Origin of the sequence: Spiribacter halobius (assembly GCF_020883455.1) — a bacterium.
Classification (GTDB): domain Bacteria; phylum Pseudomonadota; class Gammaproteobacteria; order Nitrococcales; family Nitrococcaceae; genus Sediminicurvatus; species Sediminicurvatus halobius.
Window position 1 is genome coordinate 2,096,433 of the sequence record NZ_CP086615.1, and the last position, 25,539, is coordinate 2,121,971.

Consider the following 25,539-nt stretch of genomic DNA (forward strand, 5'->3'; position numbering starts at 1 on the left):
TTTCCGGCCCGAGACGAAAAACTTTACCGAAAAAATTGGAAAAGTTTTCTGCGCCGGTATCCTGAGGATAGCAGCGATCAGGAGGAGAGGGCATGCACGACCAGAATCCGGTGTTTCTGCCGGGGCCGACGAACATCCCCGAGCGCCTGCGTCAGGCCATGAGCGGGCCGAGCCGGGATCACCGCTCGCCGGCCTTCGCGCGCAGCCTTGTGCAGCTGCTGGCGGACATCAAGCCGGTGTTCGGCACCGAGGCGGGGGAGGTGGCCGTGTTCACGGCGAGCGGCACCGGCGGCTGGGAGACGGCGATCACCAACACCCTCTCGCCAGGAGACCGGGTGCTCGCCGCCCGCCACGGCATGTTCTCCCAGCGCTGGATCGATCTCTGCGAGCGCCTGGGTCTGGAGGTCCAGGTGATCGACGCGCCCTGGGGCGAGGGCGTGCCGGCGGAGGCCTTCCGGGAGGCGCTGGCCGCCGACCGTGAGCGGCGCATTCGCGCCGTGCTCGCCGTGCACAACGAGACGGCGACGGGCGTGACCAGCGACATCGGCGCCGTGCGCGCGGCGCTGGACGCGGCCGACCACCCGGCGCTGCTGTTCGTCGACGGCGTCAGCTCCATCGGCGCGCTGCCCTTCCACATGGACGCCTGGGGGGTGGACGTTGCCGTCGCCGGCTCGCAGAAGGGCTTCATGCTGAGCACCGGGCTCGCCATCGTCGCCGTGAGCCCGCGCGCCCGGGCGGCGATGGAGACGGCACGGCTGCCGCGCTGCTACTTCGATCTGCGCAGCATGCTGGCGGCGGGCCGGGACGGCAGCTACCCGTACACGCCTGCCGTGCCGCTGCTGGACGGGCTGCGGGAGAGCGTGCACATGCTGCTCGCCGAGGGGCTGGAGCAGGTGCACGCCCGTCACCGCCACATTGCGAATGGCGTGCGGCGGGCCGTCGCGGCCTGGGGACTTGAGCTCTGCGCGCGCCGCCCGGCGCTCTACTCGGATACGGTGACCGCCATCGTGGTGCCGCGGGATTTCGACGCCCGGGCCCTGGTCAACCATGCGAGCGAGGCCTACGGCGTGAGCTACGGTATCGGTCTGGGGGCGGTGGCGGAGCGGGTGTTCCGCATCGGCCACCTCGGCCATCTCACCGAGGCGATGGCCCTCGCCGGCATCGCCACCGCCGAGATGGCCATGCGCGACCTGGGCTATCCGGTGGTGCTCGGCAGCGGTGTGGCCGCCGCCCAGCACGCCTACCAGGTCCGGGCCAGGGGCACGCCGGAGCCCGCGGAAGCGGTTGCTGCCATGGAGGTCCGCTGATGGAGATCCCGACCATCGACGACGTGATCGCCGCCCACGAGCGGATCGCGCCGCACATCCACCGCACGCCGGTGCTGACCTCGTCCTGGCTCGACCAGCGCAGCGGGGCGAGGCTCTTCTTCAAGTGCGAGAACTTCCAGAAGGCGGGGGCCTTCAAGGTGCGCGGGGCGACCAACGCCGTGTTCTCGCTGCCGGATCACCTGCTCGAGAAGGGCGTGGCGACCCACAGCTCCGGCAACCATGCGCTCAGCCTCAGCTACGCCGCCGGGCGCCGGGGCATCCCCTGCCACGTGGTGATGCCGCACACCGCCCCGCAGGCGAAGAAGGACGCCGTGCGCGCCTATGGCGGGATCATCCGCGAGTGCGAGCCCTCCACCAGCGCCCGGGAGGCAATGTTCGCCGAGGTCCAGGCCGAGACCGGGGCCGACTTCGTCCACCCCTACAACGACCCGCGGGTGATCGCCGGCCAGGCCACCTGCTCCCGCGAGCTCATGAGCCAGACCGAGGGCCTCGACATCGTTATCGCGCCCATCGGCGGCGGCGGCATGATCTCGGGCACCTGCCTGAATCTCGCTGCCACCGCGCCGGAGGTGGCGATCTACGCCGCCGAGCCGGAGCAGGCGGACGATGCGGCGCGCAGCCTGCACGCCGGCCACATCATCGCCGACGATGCGCCGCAGACCGTGGCCGACGGGCTCAAGGTGCCGCTCAAGGAGCTCACCTGGCACTTCGTCAGCCGCCACGTCACCGACATCCTCACCGCCTCCGAGCAGGAGATCATCGACGCCATGCGCCTCACCTGGGCGCGCATGAAGATCGTCATCGAGCCCTCCTGCGCGGTGCCCCTGGCGGTGATCCTCAAGCACCCGGAGGTCTTCGCCGGCAAGCGGGTCGGCGTGATCATCACCGGCGGCAACGTCGACCTCGACCGGCTGCCCTGGACACAGTAGAGGAGCGCCAAGCCATGAACGCACCCGTGAACCTCAACGAGCTCGAGGTGGGCTACGACGTGCCGGCCCGCCCGGGCATGGACGCAGCCGACATCCAGACGCCGTGTCTGATCCTCGATCTGGATGCGCTGGAGCGCAACATCCGCAAGATGGGCGAATACGCCCGCGAGATGGGCGTGCGCCATCGTCTGCACGGCAAGATGCACAAGTCCGTGGACGTCGCCCACCTGCAGCAGCGCCTCGGCGGGGCCGTGGGGGTGTGCTGCCAGAAGGTGAGCGAGGCGGAGGTGTTCGCCCGCGGCGGCATCAGGGACGTCCTCGTGAGCAACCAGGTGCGCGACCCGGCGAAGATCGACCGCCTGGCGCGCCTGCCGGAGCTCGGGGCGCGCACGATCTGCTGCGTGGACGACGCCGCCAACGTGGACGAGCTCTCCGCCGCCGCCGTGCGCCACGGCACCACCATCGAGTGCCTGGTGGAGATCGACTGCGGCGCGGGGCGCTGCGGCGTGACCACCACGCCCGAGGTGGTGGCCATCGCCCGCGCCATCGACGCCGCCGAGGGCCTGCGCTTCGCCGGCCTGCAGGCCTATCAGGGCGCCATGCAGCATCTGGAGTCCTGGGAGGAGCGCAAGGCCAAGATCGACGCCGCCGTCGCCCAGGTGCGCGAGGCGGTGGATGCCCTGCGCGCCGAGGGCCTGGACTGCGACATCGTCGGCGGCGGGGGCACAGGCTCCTACTATTTCGAGGCCACCTCGGGTGTCTACAACGAGCTGCAGTGCGGCTCCTACGCGTTCATGGATGCCGACTACGGCCGCATCCGCGACCGCGAGGGCCGGCGCATCGACGAGGCGGAGTGGGAGAACGCGCTGTTCATCCTCACCTCGGTGATGTCCCACGCCAAGCCGGACAAGGCCATCTGCGACGCCGGGCTGAAGGCCCAGTCCGTGGACAGCGGCCTGCCGGTGATCTACGGCCGGGACGACGTGGAGTACGTGAAGTGCTCCGACGAGCACGGCGTCATCGCCGACCCGCAGGGCGTGCTGCGGATCAACGAGAAGCTGCGCCTGGTGCCCGGCCACTGCGACCCGACCTGTAACGTCCACGACTGGTACGTCGGCGTGCGCGGCGACCGGGTGGAGTGTGTCTGGCCGGTATCGGCCCGCGGCAAGGCCTACTGAGGCGGGAGCGGGCCATGCTGATCGTTTCCGAGGCCGCGGTGGCGGAGCTGGTGGGCCCGGACGACGCGCTGGCGGCGGTGGAGGCCGTGTTCGCCGGCATGGCGGACGGCACGGCGCGCAACTTCCCCGTGGTGCGCGAGGCCCTCGGCCATGCCGATGCCCTGTACGGCTTCAAGTCCGGCTTCGACCGCGAGGGCGGGGTGCTGGGTGTGAAGGCGGGCGGCTACTGGCCCGGGAACGCGGCCCGCGACCTCACCAACCACCAGTCCACGGTGTGTCTGTTCGACCCCGACACAGGCCAGTGCCGGGCGCTGGTGGCGGGCAACCGGCTGACGGCGCTGCGCACCGCGGCGGCCGCGGCGGTCTCCATCCGCCACCTGGCACCGCCGGACGCCGCGGTGCTCGGCATCGTCGGGGCCGGCCACCAGGCGGCCTTCCAGCTGCGCGCCGCCCTGCGCGAGCGGCCCTTTCGCCGGGTGCTCGGCTGGAACCGCCACCCGGAGCGCCTGGAGGGCCTGGCGGCGGTGGCCGCGGAGGGCGGCCTGCCCTTCGAGTCCGCCGGTCTGGAGCGCCTTGGCCGCGACGCCAACGTGATCATCACCATCACCTCCAGCTTCGAGCCGCTGCTGCGGGCGGAGCACGTCCAGGGCCCGACGCATATCGCGGCCATGGGCACGGATACCCGTGGCAAGCAGGAGCTGGATCCGGCGCTGGTGGCGCGGGCGGCGTGCTTTACCGACGAGCCGGAGCAGGCCGCGGCCCTCGGCGAGTGCCAGCATGCGGTCGCCGCCGGCCGGCTCGAGACCGCGGCGATCACCCCCATCGGCGAGGTGATCCGCGGGCGCCATCGCGGCCGGGGAGAGGGTGCGGAGCTGACGCTGTTCGACGGTACCGGGGTCGGGCTGCAGGATCTCGCCGTGGCGGCGCTCGCGCTGCGTCGTGCCGAGGCGCAGGGCATGGCCCGGGAGGTTGCCCTGTAGCCCGCGTTTGCCTTCCGCTCGGGGCGCCGTGGGCGCCGGGCATCGGGGCCTGGCCGGCCAACAGCGCCAGTCATCGATTTGCGCTTGCGAGGGATTCGTATTTGCACTAACTTCCTGCGAGGCAAACTCGCAGGAGGCCCCATGACCGAGTCCCGACCCTGGCGTCTGCTGATGGACGTCGAAGGCGTGGTCTTCGATCCGCTACCGGCGGTGGTGGCGGCGCTGCGCCGGGCCCTGCTGCGGGTGGGCCGGCCGGCGCCGCTGGGGCAGGATCTCGACTGGGTGGCCAGCGTCCCGCTCGGCACCACCCTGGCGACCCTGGTGGGCCACGACGGGCAATGCCGGGCCGCGTTTCTCGGGCATCTGCAGCACTACTACCGCAGCCAGTCCTGGCGCGGCCTGCCGGCCTACCCGGGTATCGCCGAGGCGCTGCGGCGCCTGCGTCACGAGGCGGAGGCCGAGATCGTGCTGGTGAGCGCCCACGACATGGACACCGCCTGGCGACAGGCCGTGGACCAGGGCCTGGACGACGTCTTCGACAGCGTCGTCTGCCCGGAGCGCGGCTGCTGCCCCGAGTGCCGGCAGAAGCTGGTCATCCAGCTCATCCGCGAGAGCAGCGAGAGCCACCGCGTGGCCTGGCTCACGGACATGCCGGCGGAGCTGGTGCAGGCGCGCCGCCGCGGCGTGATGGGTATTGCCGCGGCCTGGGGCAGGGCACCGCTGCGGGCCATCCGCGGCGGCGAGCCGACGGTGCTGGCCGAGCGCCCCGAGCAGCTGCCCGATGCGCTGACCCTGCCCCAGGCGTGGCTCGACTCGCTGATGGCGCCCTGGTCGCCGTCGAAGCGGGCGCCTGCGCCGGTGTCTCCACCCCGCTGAGGCCGGCACAATTGGCGGCGCGGCCGGTCGCGGGGCGGGCGAGCTCAACGACAGCCCCGCCACCACGGCTGCCGGGGCTGCGTCTCGTCCTGCAGCAGGCGGGCGGCATTCACCCGGTCCTCCAGCTCGGCCCAGGCCATCTCCTCGTCGTCCTGCGCGCGCCACGCCCGCGAGATCAGCTCCCGTGCCGGCTCCGGGGCTCGGCGCGCGCCCGGCCAGTCGCGTGTGTCCTCGGCTCGCATCCTCATGGCGTTCTCCTGCCGCGTCCGCGGTCATTGCCTGACTCCGAGCATCCCGCGCCGCGCCCGGGACGCCAATCGGTACTTGCCCTTAACCCGCGTGTCTCACCGATCCGCGCCCGCAGCCGCGACTCGGTGGGATACGCGGGTTAGGTGTCTCCGCGTACGGGCATCAACTAATGCGGGGGAATCCGCTGGCGCTGCCAGCATGCGCAAGCGGGGATGACGGCGTATCGTGAAGGCTGGCTCGCCGTGCAGGCAGGAGCGCCTCCGGAGCGTCCAACTCGGAGTGGCGAGGCTCACCAGGAACGTAGCGGCACGGTGAGTGCCCTTTCGCCCATGGATGGCGGCGGGACCCGCGCCGCGATGAACCCGGGAGAGACCATGGCAGGCACAGCAGGGACACCGGAGAGGTTCGAGCGCACGGCGCTGGTGCTGCAGGGCGGGGGTGCGCTCGGTGCCTTTCACCAGGGCGTCTTCGAGCGGCTCGCCGAGGCTGGCTTCGAGTTCGACTGGCTCGCCGGCACCAGCATCGGCGCCATCCAGGCGGCGATCCTCGCCGGCAATCCGCCCGAGCATCGGGTCGAGGCGCTGGAGGCGTTCTGGGACCGCATTACGTGGCCCCAACCGCTGCCGGCCCCGCCACCGGAGCATCCGTGGCGCAAGCCGGTGAACCTGGCGAGCGCCATGGGCACCATGCTCTTCGGCCAGCCGGGCTTCTTCACGCCCCGCCCCGGCGGGGCCTGGTGGAGCCCGCTGCTGGCCGGCGAGGTGGGGCACTATGACCTGGCGGGGCTCGAGGCGACGCTCACTGACCTGATCGACTTCGACCGCCTGAACGACGGCCCGATCCGTCTGAGCCTCGGCGCCGTGGAGGTGGAAACGGGCCGGCAGGTCTACTTCGACAACCGCGAGCGGCGCCTCGACCTGCGCCACGTAATGGCGAGCGGCGCCCTGCCGCCGGCCTTCCCGGCCGTCGAGATCGACGGCTACAGCTACTGGGACGGGGGGCTGATGTCCAACACGCCCCTCGACGCCATCCTGGACGCCGACCCGCGGCGGGACACGCTCTGCTTCCTGGTGGACCTGTTCGATCCCGCCGGGCGCACGCCCGAGGATCTCGACCAGCTCGAGGACCGGCGCAAGGACATCATCTACGCCAGCCGCTCGCGCGCACAGGTGGCCCATCACCAGCAGCTGCATGCCCTGCGACGCGCCGTCGGCGAGCTCTACCGCGCGCTACCCCCGGAGCGCCGGGAGGACCCGGCGCTCGCCGCGCTGGCGCGCCTCGGCTGCACCACGCGCATGTGCCTCGTCCATCTGATCTACCGCGGCCAGGCCTACCGCTCCTGGGCCAAGGATTTCACCTTCCTGCCCCAGACCCTGGCCGATCACCGCCGCTGCGGGCGTCTCGACGCCGAGCTGATGCTGGCCGACCGTCCCTGGGAGGCGCCCATGCCCGAGCATGAAGGCGTGGTGCTCTACGAGGTGGACAACCAGAAAGCCGTGTAGTTTTCGTGTGGTCGCTTGCGAAACCCGCCGGCCACGCCGGGGTCGAAGGCAGAGCGGTCGGGCTGCGCTCGACGTTCGTGGTTCGGGTGGGCCTGCCTGGGAGCGGCAAGAGGGTATCGGTGAAATGATCCGCATCGACGGCGTTTCGAACGCCGACTGCAGGGCCCCGGGTCGATACGGGGTCATGGTGGGCCTGTTGCTGGCGCTGTTGCTGCTCGCCGGCTGCGCCACCTATGACGACCGTGTTGCGCCGGTGCGCATGCCCACCGAGGAGGCCGGCGCGGTGGACATCGGCGGGGCGCTGGTCAGTGCCCGGGCCTTTGTCGACCCCCAGGCCGCCGAGGAGGCCTTCGGGTTCGATATCCGCGGCGCCGGTCTGCTGCCGGTGCAGTTCGTGGTCGACAACCGCAGTGGGGCGGATATCTCCGTGGAGGGAGAGCGCACCCTGCTCGCCGACCGGGAGGGCAACGCCTGGCCGGTTCTCGAGTCCCGGCGGGCGGCCGAGCGCGTCCGGGAGAGCGTGGCCGCGGGCGAGAGCATCCAGCAGGGGGCGCGCAGCTCCCTGCTGACGGGCCTGGCCGGCGCCGTGGCCGGGGCGGCGATCGGCATCGTCACCGGCGAGAGCGCGGGCGAGGGCGCCGCGCGCGGCGCCGCCGCCGGGGCCGCGATCGGCGGCATCGCCGGGGGCGCCTCCGCCTATGCGGGCATCGGGCGCGACATCCAGGAAGACCTGCGCGAGCAGTCCCTCGCGGACCGGCTCATCGAGGACGGCGAGCTCGCCTATGGCTTTCTGTTCTTCCCGGGGCGGAACGAGGCGGAGTCGGCGGAGTCCCTGCGGCTCTCGCTGCGCATCGGCGAGGAGACCCGTATTGCCCGGGTGCCGGTGGTGGAGGTGCAGACCGGCCGCTGAGGCGCCCGGCGCCGCCGGGCCCGGGCATCACGCGAAGAGCAGGTCCCCGTAGCCCCAGATCAGCGTGCCGAGCAGGATGGCCGAGTAGCAGACGTAGGGGATCTGTCGCCAGAACAGCCAGCTGCCGTCCGTACGGCCGGTCTCCCGCAGATGGCGCCGCCGGTACTCCACCGCCGCCGAGAACAGTACCATCAGCGAACCGGAGCGCTGGAACCACTCACCGTCGCCGGTGGCCATGCTGGCAGCGAGCGAGATCATCGCCGGGCCCATGGCGAGCAGCATGAGCGTGATCTCGGCGGCATGGCTCTCGTGCAGCAGAATGCGCCTCACCACCTGCCTCCCCTCGATCCAGGGTATGCGCTGGCCATGCGACAGCGTAGCGCCTGGCGCGCGACTGGCTATCCGCAGTCGCCGCAATCCGCGCCCGCCGCCGTGAATCGGTGGGCAGGGGTCATCCCCCTCAGATCAGGTCCACCAGCACCGCGCCCGCCACGGTCAGAGCGACGATCAGCCAGGGCGGCAGGCGCCACACCGCAAGCAGCGCGAAGGCCGTGAGCGCCAGGGCGAAGTCCTCGGGCCCGCGCACCGCACTGGTCCAGACCGGCTGGTAGAGCGCGGCGCCGAGGATGCCCACCACCGCGGCGTTGGTGCCGGCCATCACCGCCCGTGCGGGCTGCAGCGCGCGCAGCCGGTCCCAGAACGGCAGCACGCCGAGGAGCAGCAGCATGCCCGGCAGAAAGATGCCACCGAGGGCCAGCGCCGCGCCGAGCAGGGAACCCCCGGTCGGGCTCATCACGGCGCCGAGGTAGGCGGAGAAGGTGAACAGCGGCCCGGGAATGGCCTGGGCGGCGCCATAGCCGGCGAGGAACGCGTCCGCACCGACCAGGCCGGTGGCCACCACCCGCGACTCCAGCAGCGGCAGCACCACGTGCCCGCCGCCGAAGACCAGGGCCCCGGCCCGGTAGAAGATCTCGAACAGCGCGAGCAGCGGCGTGGGCCAGGCGAGCAGCAGCAGGGGCAGTCCGAGCAGCAGCGCCGCGAAGACGGCGAGCAGGGCCGAGCCCGCGCGTGGCGAGAGCGCGACGCCGAGATGGCTGCCGTCGGTGGCCGCGACGTCCCGGCACAGCCAGCGGCCCGCCAGCGCGCCGGCCAGGATGGCGGCGATCTGCGCGAACGCGCCGGGCAGGAACACGACGATCAGCACCGCCGCCACGGCAATGCCGGCCCGCTCCCGGTCCGGGCAGAGGCTGCGCGCCATGCCCCAGACGGCGTGCGCCACCACGGCTACGGCGACAAGCTTGAGCCCGTGGATGACGCTCTGCCCCAGCGGCCCGCCGAAGGCATCCGCGCCGAGGGCGAACGCGAAGAGCAGCAGCGCCGAGGGCAGGGTGAAGGCCGCCCAGGCGAGCAGCGCCCCGGGCAGCCCCGCGCGCAGCAGCCCGAGCGCGAAGCCCACCTGGCTGCTCGCCGGCCCGGGCAGGAACTGGCAGAGGGCGACCAGGTCGGCATAGCTCGTCTCCGACACCCAGCGCCGGCGCTGCACGAGCTCGTCGCGGAAATACCCCAGATGCGCGATGGGGCCGCCGAAGGACGTCAGCCCGAGCTTGAGAAAGGCGCGGAACACCTCGCCCGGGGTGCCGGCATCGTCATGACGCGCCCTCTGGTCACCGCTCACCGCATAGCCCCCATATCCAGCGCCAGCCGGAGCGGCCGAGGGTAGCAACTGACGATGGCGCGGTCCTGTCGCGACGGCAAGCGATCAGGGGCGTGCGCGGAGAAGCGCTCCCCGGGGGCGTTCATGCCCGCCGCGCCGTGGGCGCCGGCGGGGCCGGCCGTGTTCATGGTTGCCGACAGGCGGGCGCCTCAGTCGCAGGACGTTTCCCGGCCGCGACAGCCCCACCGCGGCCGCTACGCCTGATGGCAGCGGGCTGCGTTCAGACTGGCGGGAAGAGCGACCGCAGGTCCAGCGGACTACCGGCTGGCGTCGGAAGGGGCACGTTGGCCAGATCGTGGACGGCCTCCTGGGTCAGGTACCCAGCCGCTGCGGGCTCGGCGTATCGCTCCAGCCGGCGCTGCTCGGGGTCCACCAGCCACGCCTCCGGGATGCCAAAGCGGGCATGGAGGGGAAGCTTTGCGTCGCAGTCATATGTCAGCGAACTGCCGGCGACCTCGATGACCAGAAAAACTTCTCCCGGCTGGGGATGGGAAGCGCGGTAGAAGTCCGGGCGCGGGTGAAGCAGTGCCAGGTCCGGCTGGCCTCCCTGGCGGCTTGAGATGACCAGCATGACCGCGCCGGATGGTGCTCGCACGTCCGGCGCCGGCGGCGGGTTCCGGCCGTCGGCGCCGCGCGCGGTCCCGCCGGCGCCCGGGCGTGCCGTGCAGCCGTCCCGACAGACCGCGGAGATGTCACCTGATCGGCGAGCGCATGGGCGCGCATCGCGCAAGCCGGTATGCTCTGCGGCCCGAGTAAATGCCGGGGCAGGAGTTCACGGTGCAGGCTTCCATGGATAACGCTCAGAGCAGCTGGCAGGCGTTGCTGCGGCTGCTGCGCTACGCCCGCGGCTACCGGCGGCGGATCGCCGCGGCGGTGGCCTGCTCGACCGTCAACAAGCTCTTCGACATTGCCCCGGAGATCCTCATCGGCATTGCCATCGACGTGGTGGTGAACCGCGAGGACAGCTTCGTCGCCTCCCTCGGGCTCACCGAGCCGGGCCAGCAGATCGCCGCGCTCGCCGTGCTCACCTTCTTCATCTGGGCCGGGGAGTCGCTGTTCGAGTACGCCTACATGCTGCTCTGGCGCAACCTCGCCCAGCGCCTGCAGGCGGACCTGCGCCAGGACGCCTACGAGCATCTGCAGCGCCAGGAGATGGCCTTCTTCGAGCGTCGCAGCACCGGCGATCTGGTGGCCGTGCTCAACGACGACGTCAACCAGCTCGAGCGTTTTCTCGACGGTGGCGCCAACGATCTGGTGCAGGTTCTGGTCACGGTGCTCGCCGTGGGCGGGGTGTTCTTCCTGCTCTCGCCGCTGATCGCGCTGCTGGCCTTCACGCCGGTGCCCCTGATCGTCTGGGGTGCGTTCTTTTTCCAGCGCCGGGCGGCGCCGCGCTACAACGCCGTGCGCGCCCAGGTCGGCGCGCTCGCCAACCGGCTCGCCAACAACATCGGGGGCATGGCCACCATCAAGAGCTTCACCGCCGAGGGCCGCGAGGCCGAGCGCCTGCGCGCCGAGAGCGAGGCCTACGTGGCAGCCAACCGGCAGGCCATCGCGGTGAGCTCGGCGTTCATCCCGGTAATCCGCATGGCCATCCTCTCCGGGTTCCTGCTCACCTTCACCGTGGGTGGCTTCCAGGTGCTGAACGGGCAGCTCAACGTCGGGGCGTACGGGGTGCTGGTGTTCCTCACCCAGCGCCTGCTCTGGCCGTTGACCGGGCTCGCCCAGACCATCGACCTGTTCGAGCGGGCGATGGCGAGCACGCGGCGCATCCTCGATCTGATGGCGATACCGGTGGGGGCGGCCGCCGGCGGCGATCGCCGCCTGCCCGAGCCGGTGCGGGGCGAGGTGAGCTTCGAGACCGTCACGTTCCGCTACCCGGAGAGTGGCGCCGGGGTGGCAGGCGTTAGCCTGCATCTCCCCGCGGGGCGCACCCTGGCGCTGGTGGGTGCCACGGGCTCCGGCAAGTCGACCCTGGTCAAGTTGCTGCTCCGCTTCCAGGTTCCGGATGCGGGGCGCATCCTCATCGACGGCGTGCCGGTGGAGACGCTGACCCTCGACTCGCTGCGTGGCGCCATCGGCCTGGTCAGCCAGGACGTGTTCCTGTTCGAGGGCAGCATTCGGGACAACATCGCCTACGGCCGCCCGGATGCCGACGACGCCGACATCGAGCGCGCAGCCCGCCAGGCCGAGGCGTGGGAGTTCATCGAGCGCCTACCCCACGGACTGGACACCGCCGTCGGCGAGCGCGGCGTGCGCCTCTCCGGTGGCCAGCGCCAGCGGCTCTCGCTCGCCCGTGCGCTGCTCAAGGACCCGCCCATCCTCGTGCTGGATGAGGCGACCAGCGCGGTGGACAACGAGACCGAAGCAGCCATTCAGCGCTCGCTGGCCCATCTCTCCCATGACCGTACCGTGATCGTGATTGCCCATCGTCTCTCCACCATCGTGGGTGCGGACGAGATTGTGGTGCTGGAGGCGGGGCGGATTGCCGAGCGCGGGGACCACGCGTCGCTGCTGGCCCGGAACGGTCTCTATGCCGCCCAGTGGCGGGTGCAGACCGGGGGCGCCGCGGAGATGGAGGCCCATAGCGCTGCCAGGTAGGCCATGCACGGCGTGGCCGTGTGCGACGCTACACGCGAACTTCAGCGTTGACGGTGCCTTGGGCCGGGTGCGGGCGGCGTTGAAGCCCCCTTGGCAGGCCCGCTGCCCACGAGTGTGAGAGCATGGGGCAGGCGCCAGATGGCGCGAGTCACGATAACCGCGGCTTCGAGGCAGGCAGCCGGTGAGTGATACCCAGCGCAGCGTCCAGGAGCGTGACCCGGCCGGCCAGCGGCGCCGCCTGCCCGGGGAAAGGCGGCGTGCGCTCATCGTGGAGGCCGCGGCGGAGCGTTTCGCCGCGCAGGGATTCGGACTCTCCACCCGGGAGCTCGCCCGAGGCATGGGCGTGACGCAGGCTCTGCTCTACCGCTACTTCCCCTCGAAGGAGGCGCTGGTGGAGGCGGTGTTCGAGGCGGTCTTCGTGGACCGCTGGCGCCCCGAGTGGAGCGAGCGTCTCGGTGAGCACAAGGAACCCCTGGAGAACCGCCTTACCCGCTTCTACGAGTCGTTCCTGGCCAGCCGTACCGCCGTGTCCATGCGGCTGTTCATGCGCGGTGCGCTGGACGGGCAGGCATTTCCCGAGCGCTACACCCGCGCTCTCGACGAGCGGATCCTGCGTCCGGTAGTGGACGCGCTCCGGCAGGATGCCGGTCTGCCGGAACTCGCGCGCGAGCCGCTGCTTAACGGCGAGCGGGAGCTTGCCATGGTGCTGCACGGCGGGATCGTCTTCCTCGCCATTCGCAAGCACATCTATGGGACGCCGCTACCTGACGACTGCGCGGAGCACGTGTTGCTGCAGGTGCGCACCTTTCTCGGCGGCGCGCCCCAGGTGCTGCAGAGCCTGCACTCGCCGGAATCGCCACAGATCCTGCGCATGCCGGTGCTCCGCGCACCGGACGCGATCACTCGCCCTTGACGCGTTCCACGAAGGGGGCGGTGGTGAAGGTGTAGTCCTGGTCCGCGACGGATCTGTGGCACTCGAAGCAGGCGTCCATGCTGCGATCGCTGCGGCGTGCGCCGTCCGGTCGGAACCACGCGTACTCCCAGTCGCCGTTGCGCTTCTCGGGCGGATAGATTTCGCCCCAGCCGGCACGCTTCTCCTGGACGAAGACATTCGTGACCTCCGTGCCCGGCAGAAAGCGGCCGTTGGCGTCGGTGAGCGGTTGGCCGTCGTCGCCGAGCCGTGCGAGATGATCCTCCATGACCACGACCGTGCCATCGGGCAGCGGTGCGCCGGGCCTCGCCATGGCCAGCGCGTCCGGGGCGACATAGAGGAAGCGGACGATGGGCGGTTCCCGTTCGGGCTTGTCCACCGTCATGTAGCGCACGAAGGTGGCCGCGTAGTTCTCGGGGTAGGCGACGCGCTCCGGCCCGCCCAGCGCCACCGCCGCCGCGACGGCGAGCACGGTGATCGAAACTGTGGCACCCAAGGTGTGTCTGCGTATCCGGAACATGGCAGGAGGTCTCCCTGGGACGGTGCTAGGGGCGGCGCGATGGCCGTGGCCCGTGCTGGTCCTATAGGATGACCGAATTAAGTTGTCAATTGACAACTTAGGCCCGAGCGACGGGCGGTGCGGCAAGGCAGGTACACATGGTGGGGGGATATCGGAGGCCGCGCGTCGGAGAGGGAAATCCGCGCGTCCGGGACCCAACGGCTTGAACGGGAATCCGGGTGTGGGGTGGCACGCGGAGCCGTAAGCGCTTCGGAGCGTTATCGGCAGGCTGCGGTGGGCCCGATGGCGAGGGGTGGGCGGCAGTGCCCGCGATCCGGGTCAGCCGCACGCACCAGACGGGTGCGTGCGGCGGCCGGAAGGACGCCGGGCGGGGCTAGCGCGTCCCCGCCCGTGCCGGCTACTCCTCGCCGGCGAAGACGCCGAGAAGGTGCAGCAGGCTGGTGAAGAGGTTGTAGATCGACACGTACAGCGTGATCGTCGCCATGATGTAGTTGGTCTCGCCGCCGTGGATGATCTCGCTGGTCTGGTAGAGGATCAGCGCGCTCATCAGCACGATGAAGGCGGCGCTCATGGCCATCGACAGCGCCGGAATGGAGAAGATCACCGCCACCAGGGCGCCGACGAAGGCCACCAGGATGCCGGCGAACAGGAAGCCGCGCAGGAAGCTGAAGTCCTTCTGGGTAGTCAGGGCGTAGGCCGAGAGCCCGATGAACATCACGCCGGTGCCCCCGAGGGCCATCATCACGAGCTCTGCACCGTTGCTGAACGCGCCGATGTACATGTTCAGCAACGGCCCCAGCGTGTAGCCCATGAAGCCGGTCAGGGCGAACACGCTCGGCAGGCCCCAGACGCTGTTGCGCAGGGCAGAGGTCAGGAAGAGCAGCCCGAAATAGCCGCCCAGCACCAGAATCCAGTGCAGCGGCGGCGCGTTGGTGGCCATCGCCACGCCAGCGGTGACGCCGCTGAAGATCAGCGTCATCGCCAGCAGTGCGTAGGTGTTGCGCAGGACCTTGTTGGTCGAGAGTACCGACTCGCGCGCGCCGGTGCCGGTACGTGCGCTGGCGGCCCGCTCAGACTGTACAACACGGAAATTGTCGGCCATCGTTCGCTCCCTCCAAGGGACTAGAGTTCTGAATTGCCGGTCAATGTGCCATCCGGCCAGGCTGGTGTCCACGTCGATCGAGTAGACCTCGCCGCGCGGTTTGCGTTCCCGCGCCGCCGCCTTGCAGCCCCCCGGGAAAAGGCTTACCGTCTGCGCCGTTTTTCCCTGCCGGGTGGTTGCGCGTGAACATCGTCTGTCTCGACCTGGAAGGCGTCCTCGTGCCCGAGATCTGGATCGAGTTCGCCGAGCTCACGGGCATCGACGCCCTGCACGCGACCACCCGGGACATCCCCGATTACGACGAGCTGATGACCATGCGGCTCAGCGAGCTGCGACGGCATCGGCTCGGCCTGCCGGATATCGAGCGGGTCATCGCACGGCTCGAGCCCATGGCCGGGGCTCGCCGGTTCCTGGACGGCCTGCGGGAGCGCTATGAGGTGGTCATCCTGTCCGACACCTTCTACGAGTTTGCTCGCCCCCTGATGCGCCAGCTCAACCGGCCGACGCTGTTCTGCCATACCCTGGACGTGGCGGATGATGGCACCATCCGCGGCTACCGCCTGCGCCTGGCCGATCACAAGCGGCATGCCGTGCGTGCCTTCCGCGGCCTCAACTTCCGCACCGTCGCCGCGGGGGATTCCTACAACGATACCGGCATGCTGGCCGAGGCTGATGCCGGGGTTTTCTTTCGGCCGCCGCAGAATGTGGTCGAGGCCTTTCCCGACTATCCCGTGACCACCGACTATCCGGCGCTGGAGGCGGCCATCGGCCGCGGCTTCGGCGAATGACCGGACAGGGGCCGCTGCGCGTGGCGGTGCTGGCCGATACCCACGGGTTCCTCGACCCGCGCATCGCGGACCGCGTCGCCGAGTGTGACGTGGCGGTCCACGCCGGTGACGTGGGCGGGGCGGACGTCCTGCTCGCCCTGCAGCCGCGGGACGAGGTAGTGGCCATCCGCGGCAACAACGACACGCCGGACCGCTGGGCCGAGTGCGAGCATCATCTGCTCGAGACCCTGCCCCGGGAGGCGCGCCTCGCGCTGCCGGGCGGGGATCTGGTGCTGGTTCATGGCGATGACGGCGGCAGCCTGGCGGAGCGGCATCAGCGCTACCGCCGCCGCTTTCCCGAGGCGCGGGCCGTGGTCTACGGCCACAGCCATCGCCAGCTGGTGGACCGTGACGAGGAGCCCTGGCTGCTCAATCCCGGGGCCGCCGGTCGGACGCGGACGCACGGCGGCCCCGGCTGCCTCATCCTCGACTGCGCGGCTGACGGCTGGCGCGTGGAGCCGATTGTCTTCGAGCCACGCCGCTACCGCACGCGGCGCCGGCGCCAGGCGGACGGTCCCGACGGCGGAGACACGGAGAACGAGTAGGCGCTGATGGCGGTGACGCGCTCCGAGGCCGATCCCGATGACCTGCGCTCGCTTGCGCGGGCGCTGGAGGACTGCCCCGGGCCATGGCGCGAATCGTTCCGGCGGCGTCTGCGCGGCCTGAAGCGCCGCGCCTCCCGCGGCCAGCCCTACGATCGCGGTGCACGCCGTCTGGCCGCGGACCTGGAGCGGGTCCGCGCCCGCCGGGACGCCCGCCTCGCGGTCACCCTGCGGCCGAACTTCGATCTCGATCTGCCCGTTCTGGAGCGCCGCGAGGACATCGCAGAGGCCATCCAGCGCCACCAGGTGGTGGTGATCTGCGGCGAAACCGGTTCCGGCAAGAGCACTCAGCTGCCGAAGATTCTGCTCGACATGGGGCGGGGACTGGACGGGATGATCGCCCACACCCAGCCCAGACGCATCGCGGCGCGCAGCCTCGCTGCGCGCGTGGCCGAGGAGTGCGGTGCCGAGGCCGGGGCCGGGGTCGGGCACAAGGTTCGCTTTGGCGACCACACGGGCCCGGACACCCGGGTCAAGCTCGTCACCGACGGCATGCTGCTCGCCGAGACCCAGGGCGACCCGGACCTGGCCGACTACGACACCATCATCATCGACGAGGCCCACGAGCGCAGCCTCAATATCGACTTCCTGCTCGGCTACCTGAAGCGCCTCCTGCCGCGGCGGCCGGACCTCAAGGTCGTCATCACCTCGGCGACCATCGATCCCGAGCGCTTCTCCGAGCACTTCGACGGCGCCCCCATCCTGGAGGTCTCCGGGCGCACCTATCCGGTGGAGGTGCGCTACCGGCCACTGGCCGCCGAGGACGAGGACGAGCGCGACCGCACCCTGCAGCAGGGCATCGTCGACGCCGTCGACGAGCTCGCCCGCGAGGGGCCAGGGGATGTCCTGGTGTTCCTGCCCGGCGAGCGGGAGATCCGCGAGTCCGCCGAGGCGCTGCGCAAGCACCACCCGCCGCACACCGAGGTGCTGCCGCTCTACGGCCGCCTCTCGACGGCCGAGCAGCAGCGGGTGTTCGCGCCCCACGGCCGGCGGCGCATCGTGCTCGCCACCAATGTCGCCGAGACCTCGCTCACGGTGCCCGGTATCCGCTATGTGGTGGATACCGGGCTCGCCCGCATCAGCCGCTACAGCTATCGCACCAAGGTGCAGCGCCTGCCGGTGGAGCCCATCGCCCAGGCCAGCGCGGACCAGCGCGCCGGGCGCTGCGGGCGCGAGGCCCCGGGCGTGTGCATCCGCCTCTACAGCGAGGAGGACTACCAGGCACGGCCGCGCTTCACCGATCCGGAGATCCTGCGCACCAATCTCGCATCGGTCATTCTGCAGATGAAGCACCTCGGCCTCGGCGAGATCGAGGCCTTCCCCTTCGTCGAGCCGCCGGATCCGCGCTTCGTGCGCGACGGCCTGAAGCTGCTGCACGAGCTCGGCGCGGTGGACGCGGAGAACCGCCTCACCGATACCGGCCGACGCCTCGCCCGTCTGCCGGTGGACCCGCGCATCGCCCGCATGCTGCTGGCCGGCGAGGCGGAGGGCGCGCTCGCCGAGGTGCTGGTGATTGCGGCGGCCCTGTCCATCCAGGACCCGCGGGAGCGTCCCATGGATGCCCGCGGGGCGGCCGACGAGGCCCACGGCGAGTGGCGCGACGAGCGCTCGGATTTCGCGGCGCTGCTCAGGCTCTGGGCAGACTTCCAGCGCCAGGCCCGTGCGCTCGGCCGGCGCAAGCTGCTGGCCTGGTGCCACGAGCACTTTCTCTCCCACGTGCGCATGCGCGAGTGGCGGGACGTCCACCGCCAGCTGCGGGAGCTGGTGAAGGGCATGGGCCTGCGCGAGAACGAGCGCGCCGCCGAGCCCATGCCCCTGCACCGGGCGCTGCTCACCGGGCTGCTCTCCAATATCGCCCTGCGCAACGAGCATGGCGACTACACCGGCCCGCGGGGCCTGCGGCTCGCCATTCATCCCGGCTCGGGGCTCGCGAAGCGCAAGCCGAAGTGGATCGTCGCCGCGGAGCTGGTGGAGACGAGCCGGGTGTTCGCGCGCACGGTGGGCGAGGTGCGGCCGGAGTGGATCGAGCCGCTGGCCGGCCACCTTGTCGCCCACCATTACCGCGACCCCTGGTGGGAGCCGAAACAGGGCCGCGTGGCCGGCCGCGAGGACGTCACCCTCTACGGTCTGCCCATCGTCTCGGGCCGCAAGGTCAACTACGCCCGCATCGCTCCCGCCGAGGCCCGCAAGGTATTCCTGCGCGACGGTCTCGTGCCCGGGGCGCTGCCGCGGCCGCCCGCCTTCGTGCGGCACAATCTGGAAGTGATCGCCGAGGTGGAGCGCCTCGAGGCCAAGGCGCGCCGGCGCGACGTGCTGCTCGACCCGGAGCGCCTCGCCGCCTTCTACGACGAGCGCCTGCCGCCGGAGGTGGTGGACGGGCCGACGCTGGCCCGCTGGCTCAAGCAGGGTGGAGACGACCGGCCACTGCGCCTGACGGTGGAGACACTGATGGCGCGGGAGGCCGGCGAAGTCACCCGCGACGACTATCCGGACCACCTCGAGGTCAACGGCGTCCGCCTGCCGCTCAGCTACCACTTCGAGCCCGGGCATCCGGCGGACGGCGTGACCGTGGTGATCCCGGTGGCCGCGCTCAACGCGCTCGCGCCGGAGCCGTTCGAGTGGCTGGTGCCGGGGCTGCTGCCGGAGAAGGTGATCACCCTGATCAAGGCGCTGCCGAAGCAGCTCCGCAAGAACTTCGTGCCGGCGCCGGATTTCGCCACCGCCGTGCTGGAGGCGCTGCCGGAGCGCCAGGGCTCGCTGGAGGAGGGCGTGCGCCGGGAGCTGCGGCGCATGACCGGCGTCGACATCCCGCCCGGGATCTGGGACGAGCTGGCCCTGCCGGACCATCTGCGGATGCGCTTCCGGGTGGTGGATGGCGACGGCCGGGAGCTCGCGGCGGGGCGGGATCTGCCGGCGCTGCAGCGCAAGCTCGAGGGGCGCGCCGAGGCGAGCTTCGGCACCCGGGAGAGCGCCGCCTACGAGCGCACCGGCATCACCGACTGGGACGTGGGCGAGCTGCCGGAGCACGTCGAATTCGACCAGGCAGGCGTGCGGCTCCGCGGCTATCCGGCGCTGGTGGCGGAGGAGGGCGGCGTGGCCCTGCGTCTGCTGGACGGTGCCGAGCGCGCTGCCGAGGCGCATCGGGAAGGGGTGCGGCGCCTGCTCATGACCCGCTTCGCCCAGCAGGCGCGGCACCTGCGGCGGGGCCTGCCGGGCTTCGACCGGCTGGCGCTGCTCTACCGGGACGTCGGCGACAGCCGCAGCCTGCGCGAGGATTTCGTCGCCGCGGTGTTCGACCAGGTGTTCCTGGCGGAAGAAGAGGTGCCGCGGGATCGGGACGCGTTCCTGCGCGCCTGCGAGCGCGGCCGGCCTGAGCTCGTGCCCGCCGCAGAGCGCCTGCAGGCGCGCCTGGAGGAGATCCTGCAGCGACAGCAGAGCGTGCGCCGGCGGCTGAAGGGGGGCATCCCCCTCGGACTCGTGGACAGCTACCGGGACCTGCAGGAGCAGCTCGATGGCCTGATCTATCCCGGGTTTCTGCTCGCCACCCCGCCGGAGCGTCTGGTCGAGCTGCCCCGCTACCTCAATGGCATGGAGCGCCGCCTCGAGCGCCTGGACCGCGACCCGCAACGGGACCAGGCCAGTCTCGCCGTGATCCGCCCCCACCAGGAGCGCCTGAACGAGGCCCGCGAGCGCCAGCGCCGCAAGGCCATCAACGATCCCGCCCTGGAGCGCGTGCGCTGGCTGCTGGAGGAATACCGCATCTCGCTGTTCGCCCAGGAGCTCGGGACCAGGGAGAAGGTGTCGGAGAAGCGATTGGACGCGGCGTGGAAGGACGTCCGGTGACGCGGCCGTTGGCCGCGTAGTTCAAGGTTCAAAGTTCAACGTTCAAAGACCGTTACCGAGCCGCCATGCCTGCATAACGGCGATGTTGCGGACTTTGAACTTTGAACTTGCCACTTTGAACTACAGGGACGGCCGCAAAGCGGCCGTCCCTGTAGTAGAGTACGCGCCCTCCAAACCCAGCAGACGGGAGCCATCGCCGTGCCCGAGACCAACGCCCTCGTCAGTCAGCTCGAAGACCTCAAGGGACGAGTGGAGTCCCTTAGGGGGTATCTTTGACCTCGCCGGCAAGCAGGAGCGGCTGGAAGAGGTTACCCGGGAGCTGGAGCAGCCGGAGGTCTGGAACGAGCCGGAGCGCGCGCAGGCGCTGAACAAGGAGCGCTCGGCGCTGGATCAGGTGGTGGGGATGCTCACGCGCCTCGGCTCCGGGCTGGAGGATGCCGGCGAGCTGCTGGAGATGGCCCGCGAGGAGGAGGACGAGGAGACCCTCGCCTCGGTGGCCGACGATCTCGAGCGCTACGAGCGCGAGGTGGCGGCGCTGGAGTTCCGGCGCATGTTCTCCGGCGAGATGGACGAGAAGAACGCCTTCGTCGACATCCAGGCTGGCTCCGGTGGCACCGAGGCCCAGGACTGGGCGGAGATGCTGCTGCGCATGTACCTGCGCTGGTTCGAGCGCAAGGGCTTCAGCACCGAGATCATCGAGCTCTCCGAGGGCGAGCAGGCCGGCATCAAGAGCGCGACCGTCAAGGTCGAGGGCGACCACGCCTTCGGCTGGCTGCGCACCGAGACCGGCGTGCACCGGCTGGTCCGGAAGTCGCCGTTCGACTCCGGCAACCGCCGGCACACGTCGTTCGCGGCGGTGTTCGTCTCCCCGGAGATCGACGAGGACGTGGAGATCGAGATCGATCCCTCGGACCTGCGGGTGGACGTCTACCGGGCCAGCGGTGCCGGCGGCCAGCACGTCAACCGCACGGAGTCGGCGGTGCGCATCACCCATCTGCCCACGGGCATCGTGGTGCAGTGCCAGAACAGCCGCTCCCAGCACGCCAACCGCGACACGGCCATGAAGCAGCTCCGGGCCAAGCTCTACGAGCTCGAGCTGCAGAAGCAGCGGGAGAAAGCGGAGCAGGTGGAGGACTCCAAGTCGGATATCGGCTGGGGCAGCCAGATCCGCAATTACGTGCTGGACCAGTCCCGCATCAAGGACCTGCGCACCGGCGTGGAGATCGGCAACACCCAGTCCGTCCTCGACGGCCACCTCGACCCCTTCATCGAGGCGAGCCTCAAGGCGGGGCTGTAACGTTCTGAAATGGAGGGATTAACCGCAAAGGCCCAAAGGACGCGAAGGCGTTAGCGGGTCGGCAGCAGAACACAACGACACAACGGACACCACGTTAAACAACGGAGAACGCCACTTTGTGAATCGTTGTGCCCGTTGTGTCGTTGTGTTTATCCGAACAGCGTGCGCTGTGGCTTCGCGCCCTTTGCGCCTTTGCGGTTAATCCCGAAAGACAACGGACTTGGGAACAATGACCGAAGAGCAGGAAGAGCATCGGCTGATTGCGGAGCGGCGGCGGAAGCTGGCGGAGTGGCGGGAGACCGGGCAGGCGTTCCCGAACGACTTCCGGCGCGACGCCCTCGCCGGGGAGCTCCAGGCCGAGTATGCCGAGGCGGACAACGAGCGCCTGGAGGCCGATGGCGTTCGCGTGAAGGTGGCCGGGCGGCTCATGTCCAAGCGGGTGATGGGCAAGGCGAGCTTCGCCGCCATCCGCGACATGTCCGGCGACATCCAGCTGTTCCTGCGGCGGGACGATCTGCCGGAGGGCATCTATCAGGCCTTCAAGGGCTGGGACGTGGGCGACATCGTCGGCGCCGAGGGCGTGCTCATGCGCACGAAGACCGGCGAGCTCTCGGTGCGCTGCGAGCGCCTGGCACTGCTCACCAAGTCCCTGCGGCCGCTGCCGGAGAAGTACCACGGGCTCGCCGACACCGAGGCTCGCTATCGGCAGCGCTACCTCGACCTCATCATGAACGAGGACAGCCGCCGGGTCTTCATGCTGCGCAGCCGGATCGTGCGCTACATCCGCGAGGCCTTCAACGCGCGCGGGTTCCTGGAGGTGGAGACGCCGATGATGCAGCCGATCCCCGGCGGTGCGGCGGCCCGGCCCTTCGTCACCCACCACAACGCGCTCGACGCCGACCTCTACCTGCGCGTCGCCCCGGAGCTCTATCTCAAGCGCCTGGTGGTGGGCGGCTTCGAGAAGGTCTACGAGATCAACCGCAACTTCCGCAACGAGGGCGTCTCTACCCGGCACAACCCCGAGTTCACCATGCTCGAGTTCTACCAGGCCTACGCGGACTACCGCGACGCCATGGACCTCACCGAGGTCCTGCTGCGGGGGCTCACCCGCGAGGTGCTGGGGAGCGAGACGGTGACCTGCCAGGGCGAGACCTTCGACTTCTCGCGGCCGTTCCGCCGGATCACCGTGGCGGAGGCGCTGCTCGCCGAAAACCCCGAGCTCGAGGGGCGCCTGGATGACCGTGCGGCCCTGGCCAGCCGGGCCGAGGCCCTGGGGCTGGCGCCGAAGGCGGGCTGGGGGATCGGCAAGCTACAGCTGGAGATCTTCGAGAAGACCGCCGAGCATCGCCTGCGCGAGCCGACCTTCGTCACCGACTATCCGAAGGAGGTCTCACCGCTGGCCCGGCCGAAGGACGACGACCCCGAGGTCACGGAGCGCTTCGAGCTCATCGTCGGGGGCCGCGAGATCGCCAACGGCTTTTCCGAGCTCAACGATGCCGAGGACCAGGCCGAGCGCTTCCGCCGCCAGGCAGAGGAGAAGGCCGCGGGCGACGACGAGGCCATGCATTACGACGCGGACTTCATCCGCGCCCTGGAGTACGGCCTTCCCCCCACCGTGGGCGAGGGCATCGGCATCGACCGCCTGGTCATGCTCCTCACCGACAGCCCCTCCATCCGCGACGTCCTGCTCTTCCCGGCGATGCGGCCGCAGAGTGAATAACGTGGAGGGAACTAACCGGGAAGGGGACTGACCGCGAAGACGCCAAGGACGCAAAGGGGAAAGCAAGAAGAAGATAAACACCAAGACACAAAGCGCACAAAGGTTTCACCGAGAAAATCATTTAGTTGTGTTCTTTGTGTTCTTTGTGTTCTTTGTGTTCTTTGTGTCTTGGTGTTGAATTCTCATCTCCCTTCGCGTCCTTAGCGTCTTCGCGGTTAGTCCCTACCTCCCTCTGGCGCGGAGCCGTCGCCTGCCGGGAGGGGGTAGGGGAGCGGTAGTGGCGTCGCCGGGAGGCCGTCGACGAGGAGCTCCTCCCGCTCGGCCTCGATGCGGACCACCGCCAGTAGCTCGCAGCCGCCGGTGGGGCGGGCGGCGGCGCTCACCACCTCGCCGGCGTCACGGCCGGCAGCGGTGCGCAGGCCGGTGCCCGGTGCCGGGGGCTCCCCGGAGCTCTCGAGGCGCACCATGCGGCGCTTGAGCCGACCGAGATAGTGCATCCGCGCCACCACCTCCTGCCCCGGGTAGCAGCCCTTGCTGTAGCTGATGCCCCCCAGGGGCTCGAGGTTGAGCATCTGCGGCACGAACCGCTCGCGGGTCTCCGGGCGAACGTCCGGCAGCCCCGCACGGATGTCCAGCAGCTCCCAGAAGCCCTCATCGGCCGGGGTCAGCCCCTGGCTGAAGCGCTCCCAGAGCGCGCCGAGCTGGCCGGCGGGAGCGCTCACCAGATAACGCACCGGTGGCTCGCCGGGCAGACGGATCACATGCAGGTCGCCGGCGCGGGTGACGCCGCCCGGGGTCGCCGGCGGGCTGCCGGCGGCTTCCGCGAGCAGCGACTCCGCGGCCGGCCCGGCGAGGCCCAGCACGCCCTCCTCGGCGCTCAGGTCGGTAAGCGCCACCCGGGCGCGGAGCACGAACATGCGCAGCCTCGGTAGCGAGGCCTCGATAACGTCGCGGTCCCCCAGGAGCAGCAGGCCGGTATCCGTGTGCAGGACCCGGAACAGCGCCAGCAGCCGCCCCTTGGCCGAGCACCATCCGGCCAGGCGGGAGGTGTGCTCGTCCAGGTCGGCGATGGACTGGGTCAACTGGCTGTGCAGAAAGGTGGCCGCATCGTCGCCCGCCACGTGCAGCAGGCCGAGGCGTGGCAGCGGCGCGGCCAGACCGCCATCGGCGGCGGCGCGCTCCAGCTCGGCGCTGCCGGTGAAGCCGAAGCCGGTTTCCTGGGTGTCGGGATCGAGCAGGTTGCGCCAGGGCTCGCGCATTTAGTCTCCCTCTCTGGCCAGCGGCAGTGAACCCGCCGTTTTCTGGAATGGTCACAAGGTGTGCGATACTTGGCGGCGAAGTCGCGTTACGACCCATAGGAGATCGTGCCCATGGCAGAGGACGTCAACCCCCGCGACGAGGACACCCGCAACGACGCCTCCCGGTCTGCGCAGGATACCACCGTCGACTGGCAGCGCCCCGCCACCTGGCCTCGTGAGATCGGCGGCAGCCGGGGCCCGGAGCCGACCCGCTACGGCGACTGGGAGCATAACGGCCGCTGCACGGATTTCTAGCGCTCGCCCGCGCATGTTGCACTGCCGCGATCTTGCGCGCTCCCGGGCGAGCGTTTACTTTGAGCCCCGCTTTTACGGGCGCTGACACGCAAAGGGTTGAGACGATGAGCATAGCCAACCGGCCACTGTCCCCCCACCTGCAGGTCTACCGCCTGCCTTTCACGGCGCTGACGTCGATCAGCCACCGCATCTCGGGGACCCTGAATGCCGCCGGTTCGCTGGTGCTGGTCTACTGGGTCGTCGCCGTGTCCGCCGGGCCGGACACCTACGCGACGGCCCAGGGCTTCCTCGGCAGCCTGCCGGTCCAGGTGCTCATGTTCCTGTGGTCGTTCGGTCTGTTCTATCACCTCTGCAATGGCATTCGGCACCTGTTCTGGGACGTCGGCTACGGTTTCGAGCTGGACACGGCGCAGCGCTCGGGGCAGGCCGCAATCGGCGCTGCGGCGCTGCTGACCGTCTTCGCCTGGCTCATCGCGCTGGTCTGAAGGAGCTACGCATGGAATACCGCGCCCCCATCAAGCAGGCGCGCGGCCTCGGCGCTGCGCATCACGGTACCGGCCACTGGTGGGCCCAGCGGCTCACGGCGGTGGCGCTGGTACCGCTGGTGCTGTGGCTCGTTATCGGCATCGCGAGCAACGCCGGGGGCGGCTACGAGGCGGCGGCGGCCTGGGTCGGCAACCCGGTGAATGCCGTCCTGCTGATCCTGTTCTTCGGTGCGATGTTCTATCACGCGTCCCTGGGGCTGCAGGTGATCCTGGAGGACTACGTCAGCAACGAGGCGCTGCGCCTCGTGCTCATCGTCCTGGAGAAATTCGCTGCGCTGCTACTGGCCGTCACGGCCATCTTCGCAGTGCTCATGACCGCGTTCGGAGGCTGAGGC

General features: G+C 70.4%; 24 protein-coding genes. 17 read left to right on the top strand and 7 right to left on the bottom strand.

Features of this window, described 5'->3' with window-relative positions:
* Positions 1–92 precede the first annotated feature (92 nt).
* From bhcA to LMH63_RS09565, 5 genes are all read left to right on the top strand, one after another.
* Positions 93–1,307: an L-aspartate--glyoxylate aminotransferase BhcA gene (gene bhcA / locus LMH63_RS09545; protein WP_109677864.1), complete on the top strand. Its 1,215-nt coding sequence runs from the start codon at positions 93–95 to the stop codon at positions 1,305–1,307.
* Positions 1,307–2,257, top strand: a complete 951-nt coding sequence (gene bhcB, locus LMH63_RS09550) for a beta-hydroxyaspartate dehydratase BhcB (RefSeq protein WP_109677866.1) — start codon at positions 1,307–1,309, stop codon at positions 2,255–2,257. The genes bhcA and bhcB overlap by 1 nt, the downstream gene beginning before the upstream one ends.
* Positions 2,258–2,271: 14 nt before the next feature.
* A complete protein-coding gene (gene bhcC / locus LMH63_RS09555; RefSeq protein ID WP_109677868.1) occupies positions 2,272–3,435 on the top strand; it encodes a 3-hydroxy-D-aspartate aldolase BhcC in 1,164 nt (387 codons plus the stop codon).
* Between the two features lie 14 nt (positions 3,436–3,449).
* Positions 3,450–4,415, top strand: coding sequence for an iminosuccinate reductase BhcD (bhcD, locus tag LMH63_RS09560; protein ID WP_109677870.1), 966 nt, complete (start codon positions 3,450–3,452; stop codon positions 4,413–4,415).
* 141 nt (positions 4,416–4,556) lie between these two features.
* Positions 4,557–5,291 carry an HAD family hydrolase gene (locus LMH63_RS09565; RefSeq protein WP_109677872.1) on the top strand — a complete coding sequence of 245 codons (735 nt, stop codon included), beginning with the start codon at positions 4,557–4,559 and terminating at the stop codon, positions 5,289–5,291.
* Between the two features lie 44 nt (positions 5,292–5,335).
* Here LMH63_RS09565 and LMH63_RS09570 read toward each other — a convergent pair whose 3' ends face one another.
* A complete protein-coding gene (locus LMH63_RS09570) occupies positions 5,336–5,539 on the bottom strand; it encodes a hypothetical protein (RefSeq protein ID WP_146205192.1) in 204 nt (67 codons plus the stop codon).
* Positions 5,540–5,914: 375 nt separating this feature from the next.
* On the opposite strand from LMH63_RS09570, the gene LMH63_RS09575 reads away from it, so the two are divergent.
* Positions 5,915–7,042: a patatin-like phospholipase family protein gene (locus tag LMH63_RS09575; RefSeq protein ID WP_158280336.1), complete on the top strand. Its 1,128-nt coding sequence runs from the start codon at positions 5,915–5,917 to the stop codon at positions 7,040–7,042.
* A 124-nt stretch (positions 7,043–7,166) separates the two neighbouring features.
* Positions 7,167–7,952: a hypothetical protein gene (locus LMH63_RS09580; protein WP_158280337.1), complete on the top strand. Its 786-nt coding sequence runs from the start codon at positions 7,167–7,169 to the stop codon at positions 7,950–7,952.
* A gap of 27 nt (positions 7,953–7,979) precedes the next feature.
* Here the strand turns inward: LMH63_RS09580 and LMH63_RS09585 are convergent, their stop codons facing one another.
* From LMH63_RS09585 to LMH63_RS09595, 3 genes are all read right to left on the bottom strand, one after another.
* Positions 7,980–8,282: a hypothetical protein gene (locus LMH63_RS09585; RefSeq protein ID WP_109677878.1), complete on the bottom strand. Its 303-nt coding sequence runs from the start codon at positions 8,280–8,282 to the stop codon at positions 7,980–7,982.
* A 130-nt stretch (positions 8,283–8,412) separates the two neighbouring features.
* On the bottom strand, positions 8,413–9,627 hold the full coding sequence (gene chrA, locus LMH63_RS09590; RefSeq protein WP_109677881.1) for a chromate efflux transporter: 1,215 nt from the start codon (positions 9,625–9,627) through the stop codon (positions 8,413–8,415).
* A 259-nt stretch (positions 9,628–9,886) separates the two neighbouring features.
* Entirely contained in the window at positions 9,887–10,237 is a 351-nt protein-coding gene (locus LMH63_RS09595) for a Uma2 family endonuclease (RefSeq protein ID WP_109677883.1), read from the bottom strand.
* 218 nt (positions 10,238–10,455) lie between these two features.
* On the opposite strand from LMH63_RS09595, the gene LMH63_RS09600 reads away from it, so the two are divergent.
* Positions 10,456–12,264: an ABC transporter ATP-binding protein gene (locus LMH63_RS09600; protein ID WP_109677950.1), complete on the top strand. Its 1,809-nt coding sequence runs from the start codon at positions 10,456–10,458 to the stop codon at positions 12,262–12,264.
* A 181-nt stretch (positions 12,265–12,445) separates the two neighbouring features.
* Entirely contained in the window at positions 12,446–13,177 is a 732-nt protein-coding gene (locus tag LMH63_RS09605) for a TetR/AcrR family transcriptional regulator (protein WP_109677885.1), read from the top strand.
* Here the strand turns inward: LMH63_RS09605 and LMH63_RS09610 are convergent.
* Positions 13,164–13,691, bottom strand: a complete 528-nt coding sequence (locus tag LMH63_RS09610; protein WP_158280338.1) for a cytochrome P460 family protein — start codon at positions 13,689–13,691, stop codon at positions 13,164–13,166. The genes LMH63_RS09605 and LMH63_RS09610 overlap by 14 nt on opposite strands.
* Before the next feature lie 421 nt (positions 13,692–14,112).
* Positions 14,113–14,817 (bottom strand): Bax inhibitor-1/YccA family protein, encoded by a 705-nt coding sequence (locus LMH63_RS09615; RefSeq protein ID WP_109677889.1) that lies wholly within the window; start codon positions 14,815–14,817, stop codon positions 14,113–14,115.
* A gap of 182 nt (positions 14,818–14,999) precedes the next feature.
* Here LMH63_RS09615 and thrH point away from each other — a divergent pair, with 182 nt between their 5' ends.
* The 5 genes from thrH to lysS all read left to right on the top strand — a co-directional run bounded on the left by thrH (position 15,000) and on the right by lysS (position 23,106).
* Positions 15,000–15,605, top strand: coding sequence for a bifunctional phosphoserine phosphatase/homoserine phosphotransferase ThrH (gene thrH, locus LMH63_RS09620; protein WP_109677891.1), 606 nt, complete (start codon positions 15,000–15,002; stop codon positions 15,603–15,605).
* Positions 15,602–16,189 carry a metallophosphoesterase family protein gene (locus LMH63_RS09625; RefSeq protein ID WP_109677893.1) on the top strand — a complete coding sequence of 196 codons (588 nt, stop codon included), beginning with the start codon at positions 15,602–15,604 and terminating at the stop codon, positions 16,187–16,189. Before thrH ends, LMH63_RS09625 begins: the two co-directional genes overlap by 4 nt.
* Before the next feature lie 6 nt (positions 16,190–16,195).
* Positions 16,196–20,089 carry an ATP-dependent RNA helicase HrpA gene (gene hrpA / locus LMH63_RS09630; RefSeq protein ID WP_109677895.1) on the top strand — a complete coding sequence of 1,298 codons (3,894 nt, stop codon included), beginning with the start codon at positions 16,196–16,198 and terminating at the stop codon, positions 20,087–20,089.
* A gap of 198 nt (positions 20,090–20,287) precedes the next feature.
* A protein-coding gene (gene prfB / locus LMH63_RS09635; RefSeq protein WP_109677897.1) for a peptide chain release factor 2 occupies positions 20,288–21,386 on the top strand; the annotation gives its coding sequence in 2 pieces (ribosomal slippage) (positions 20,288–20,362 and positions 20,364–21,386; 1,098 coding nt in all).
* A 229-nt stretch (positions 21,387–21,615) separates the two neighbouring features.
* Entirely contained in the window at positions 21,616–23,106 is a 1,491-nt protein-coding gene (gene lysS, locus LMH63_RS09640) for a lysine--tRNA ligase (protein ID WP_109677899.1), read from the top strand.
* Between the two features lie 215 nt (positions 23,107–23,321).
* Here lysS and ygfZ read toward each other — a convergent pair whose 3' ends face one another.
* Complete coding sequence (ygfZ, locus tag LMH63_RS09645) at positions 23,322–24,365, bottom strand: CAF17-like 4Fe-4S cluster assembly/insertion protein YgfZ (protein WP_109677901.1); 1,044 nt, start codon at positions 24,363–24,365, stop codon at positions 23,322–23,324.
* A 111-nt stretch (positions 24,366–24,476) separates the two neighbouring features.
* Between ygfZ and LMH63_RS09650 the strand changes: the two genes are divergently transcribed.
* The 3 genes from LMH63_RS09650 to sdhD all read left to right on the top strand — a co-directional run bounded on the left by LMH63_RS09650 (position 24,477) and on the right by sdhD (position 25,536).
* The gene (locus tag LMH63_RS09650; protein ID WP_109677903.1) at positions 24,477–24,659 is read left to right on the top strand and encodes a DUF1674 domain-containing protein; all 183 of its coding nucleotides are present in this window, start codon (positions 24,477–24,479) and stop codon (positions 24,657–24,659) included.
* 104 nt (positions 24,660–24,763) lie between these two features.
* Positions 24,764–25,144, top strand: coding sequence for a succinate dehydrogenase, cytochrome b556 subunit (gene sdhC / locus LMH63_RS09655; RefSeq protein WP_109677905.1), 381 nt, complete (start codon positions 24,764–24,766; stop codon positions 25,142–25,144).
* Between the two features lie 11 nt (positions 25,145–25,155).
* On the top strand, positions 25,156–25,536 hold the full coding sequence (sdhD, locus tag LMH63_RS09660; protein WP_109677907.1) for a succinate dehydrogenase, hydrophobic membrane anchor protein: 381 nt from the start codon (positions 25,156–25,158) through the stop codon (positions 25,534–25,536).
* Positions 25,537–25,539: the final 3 nt, after the last annotated feature.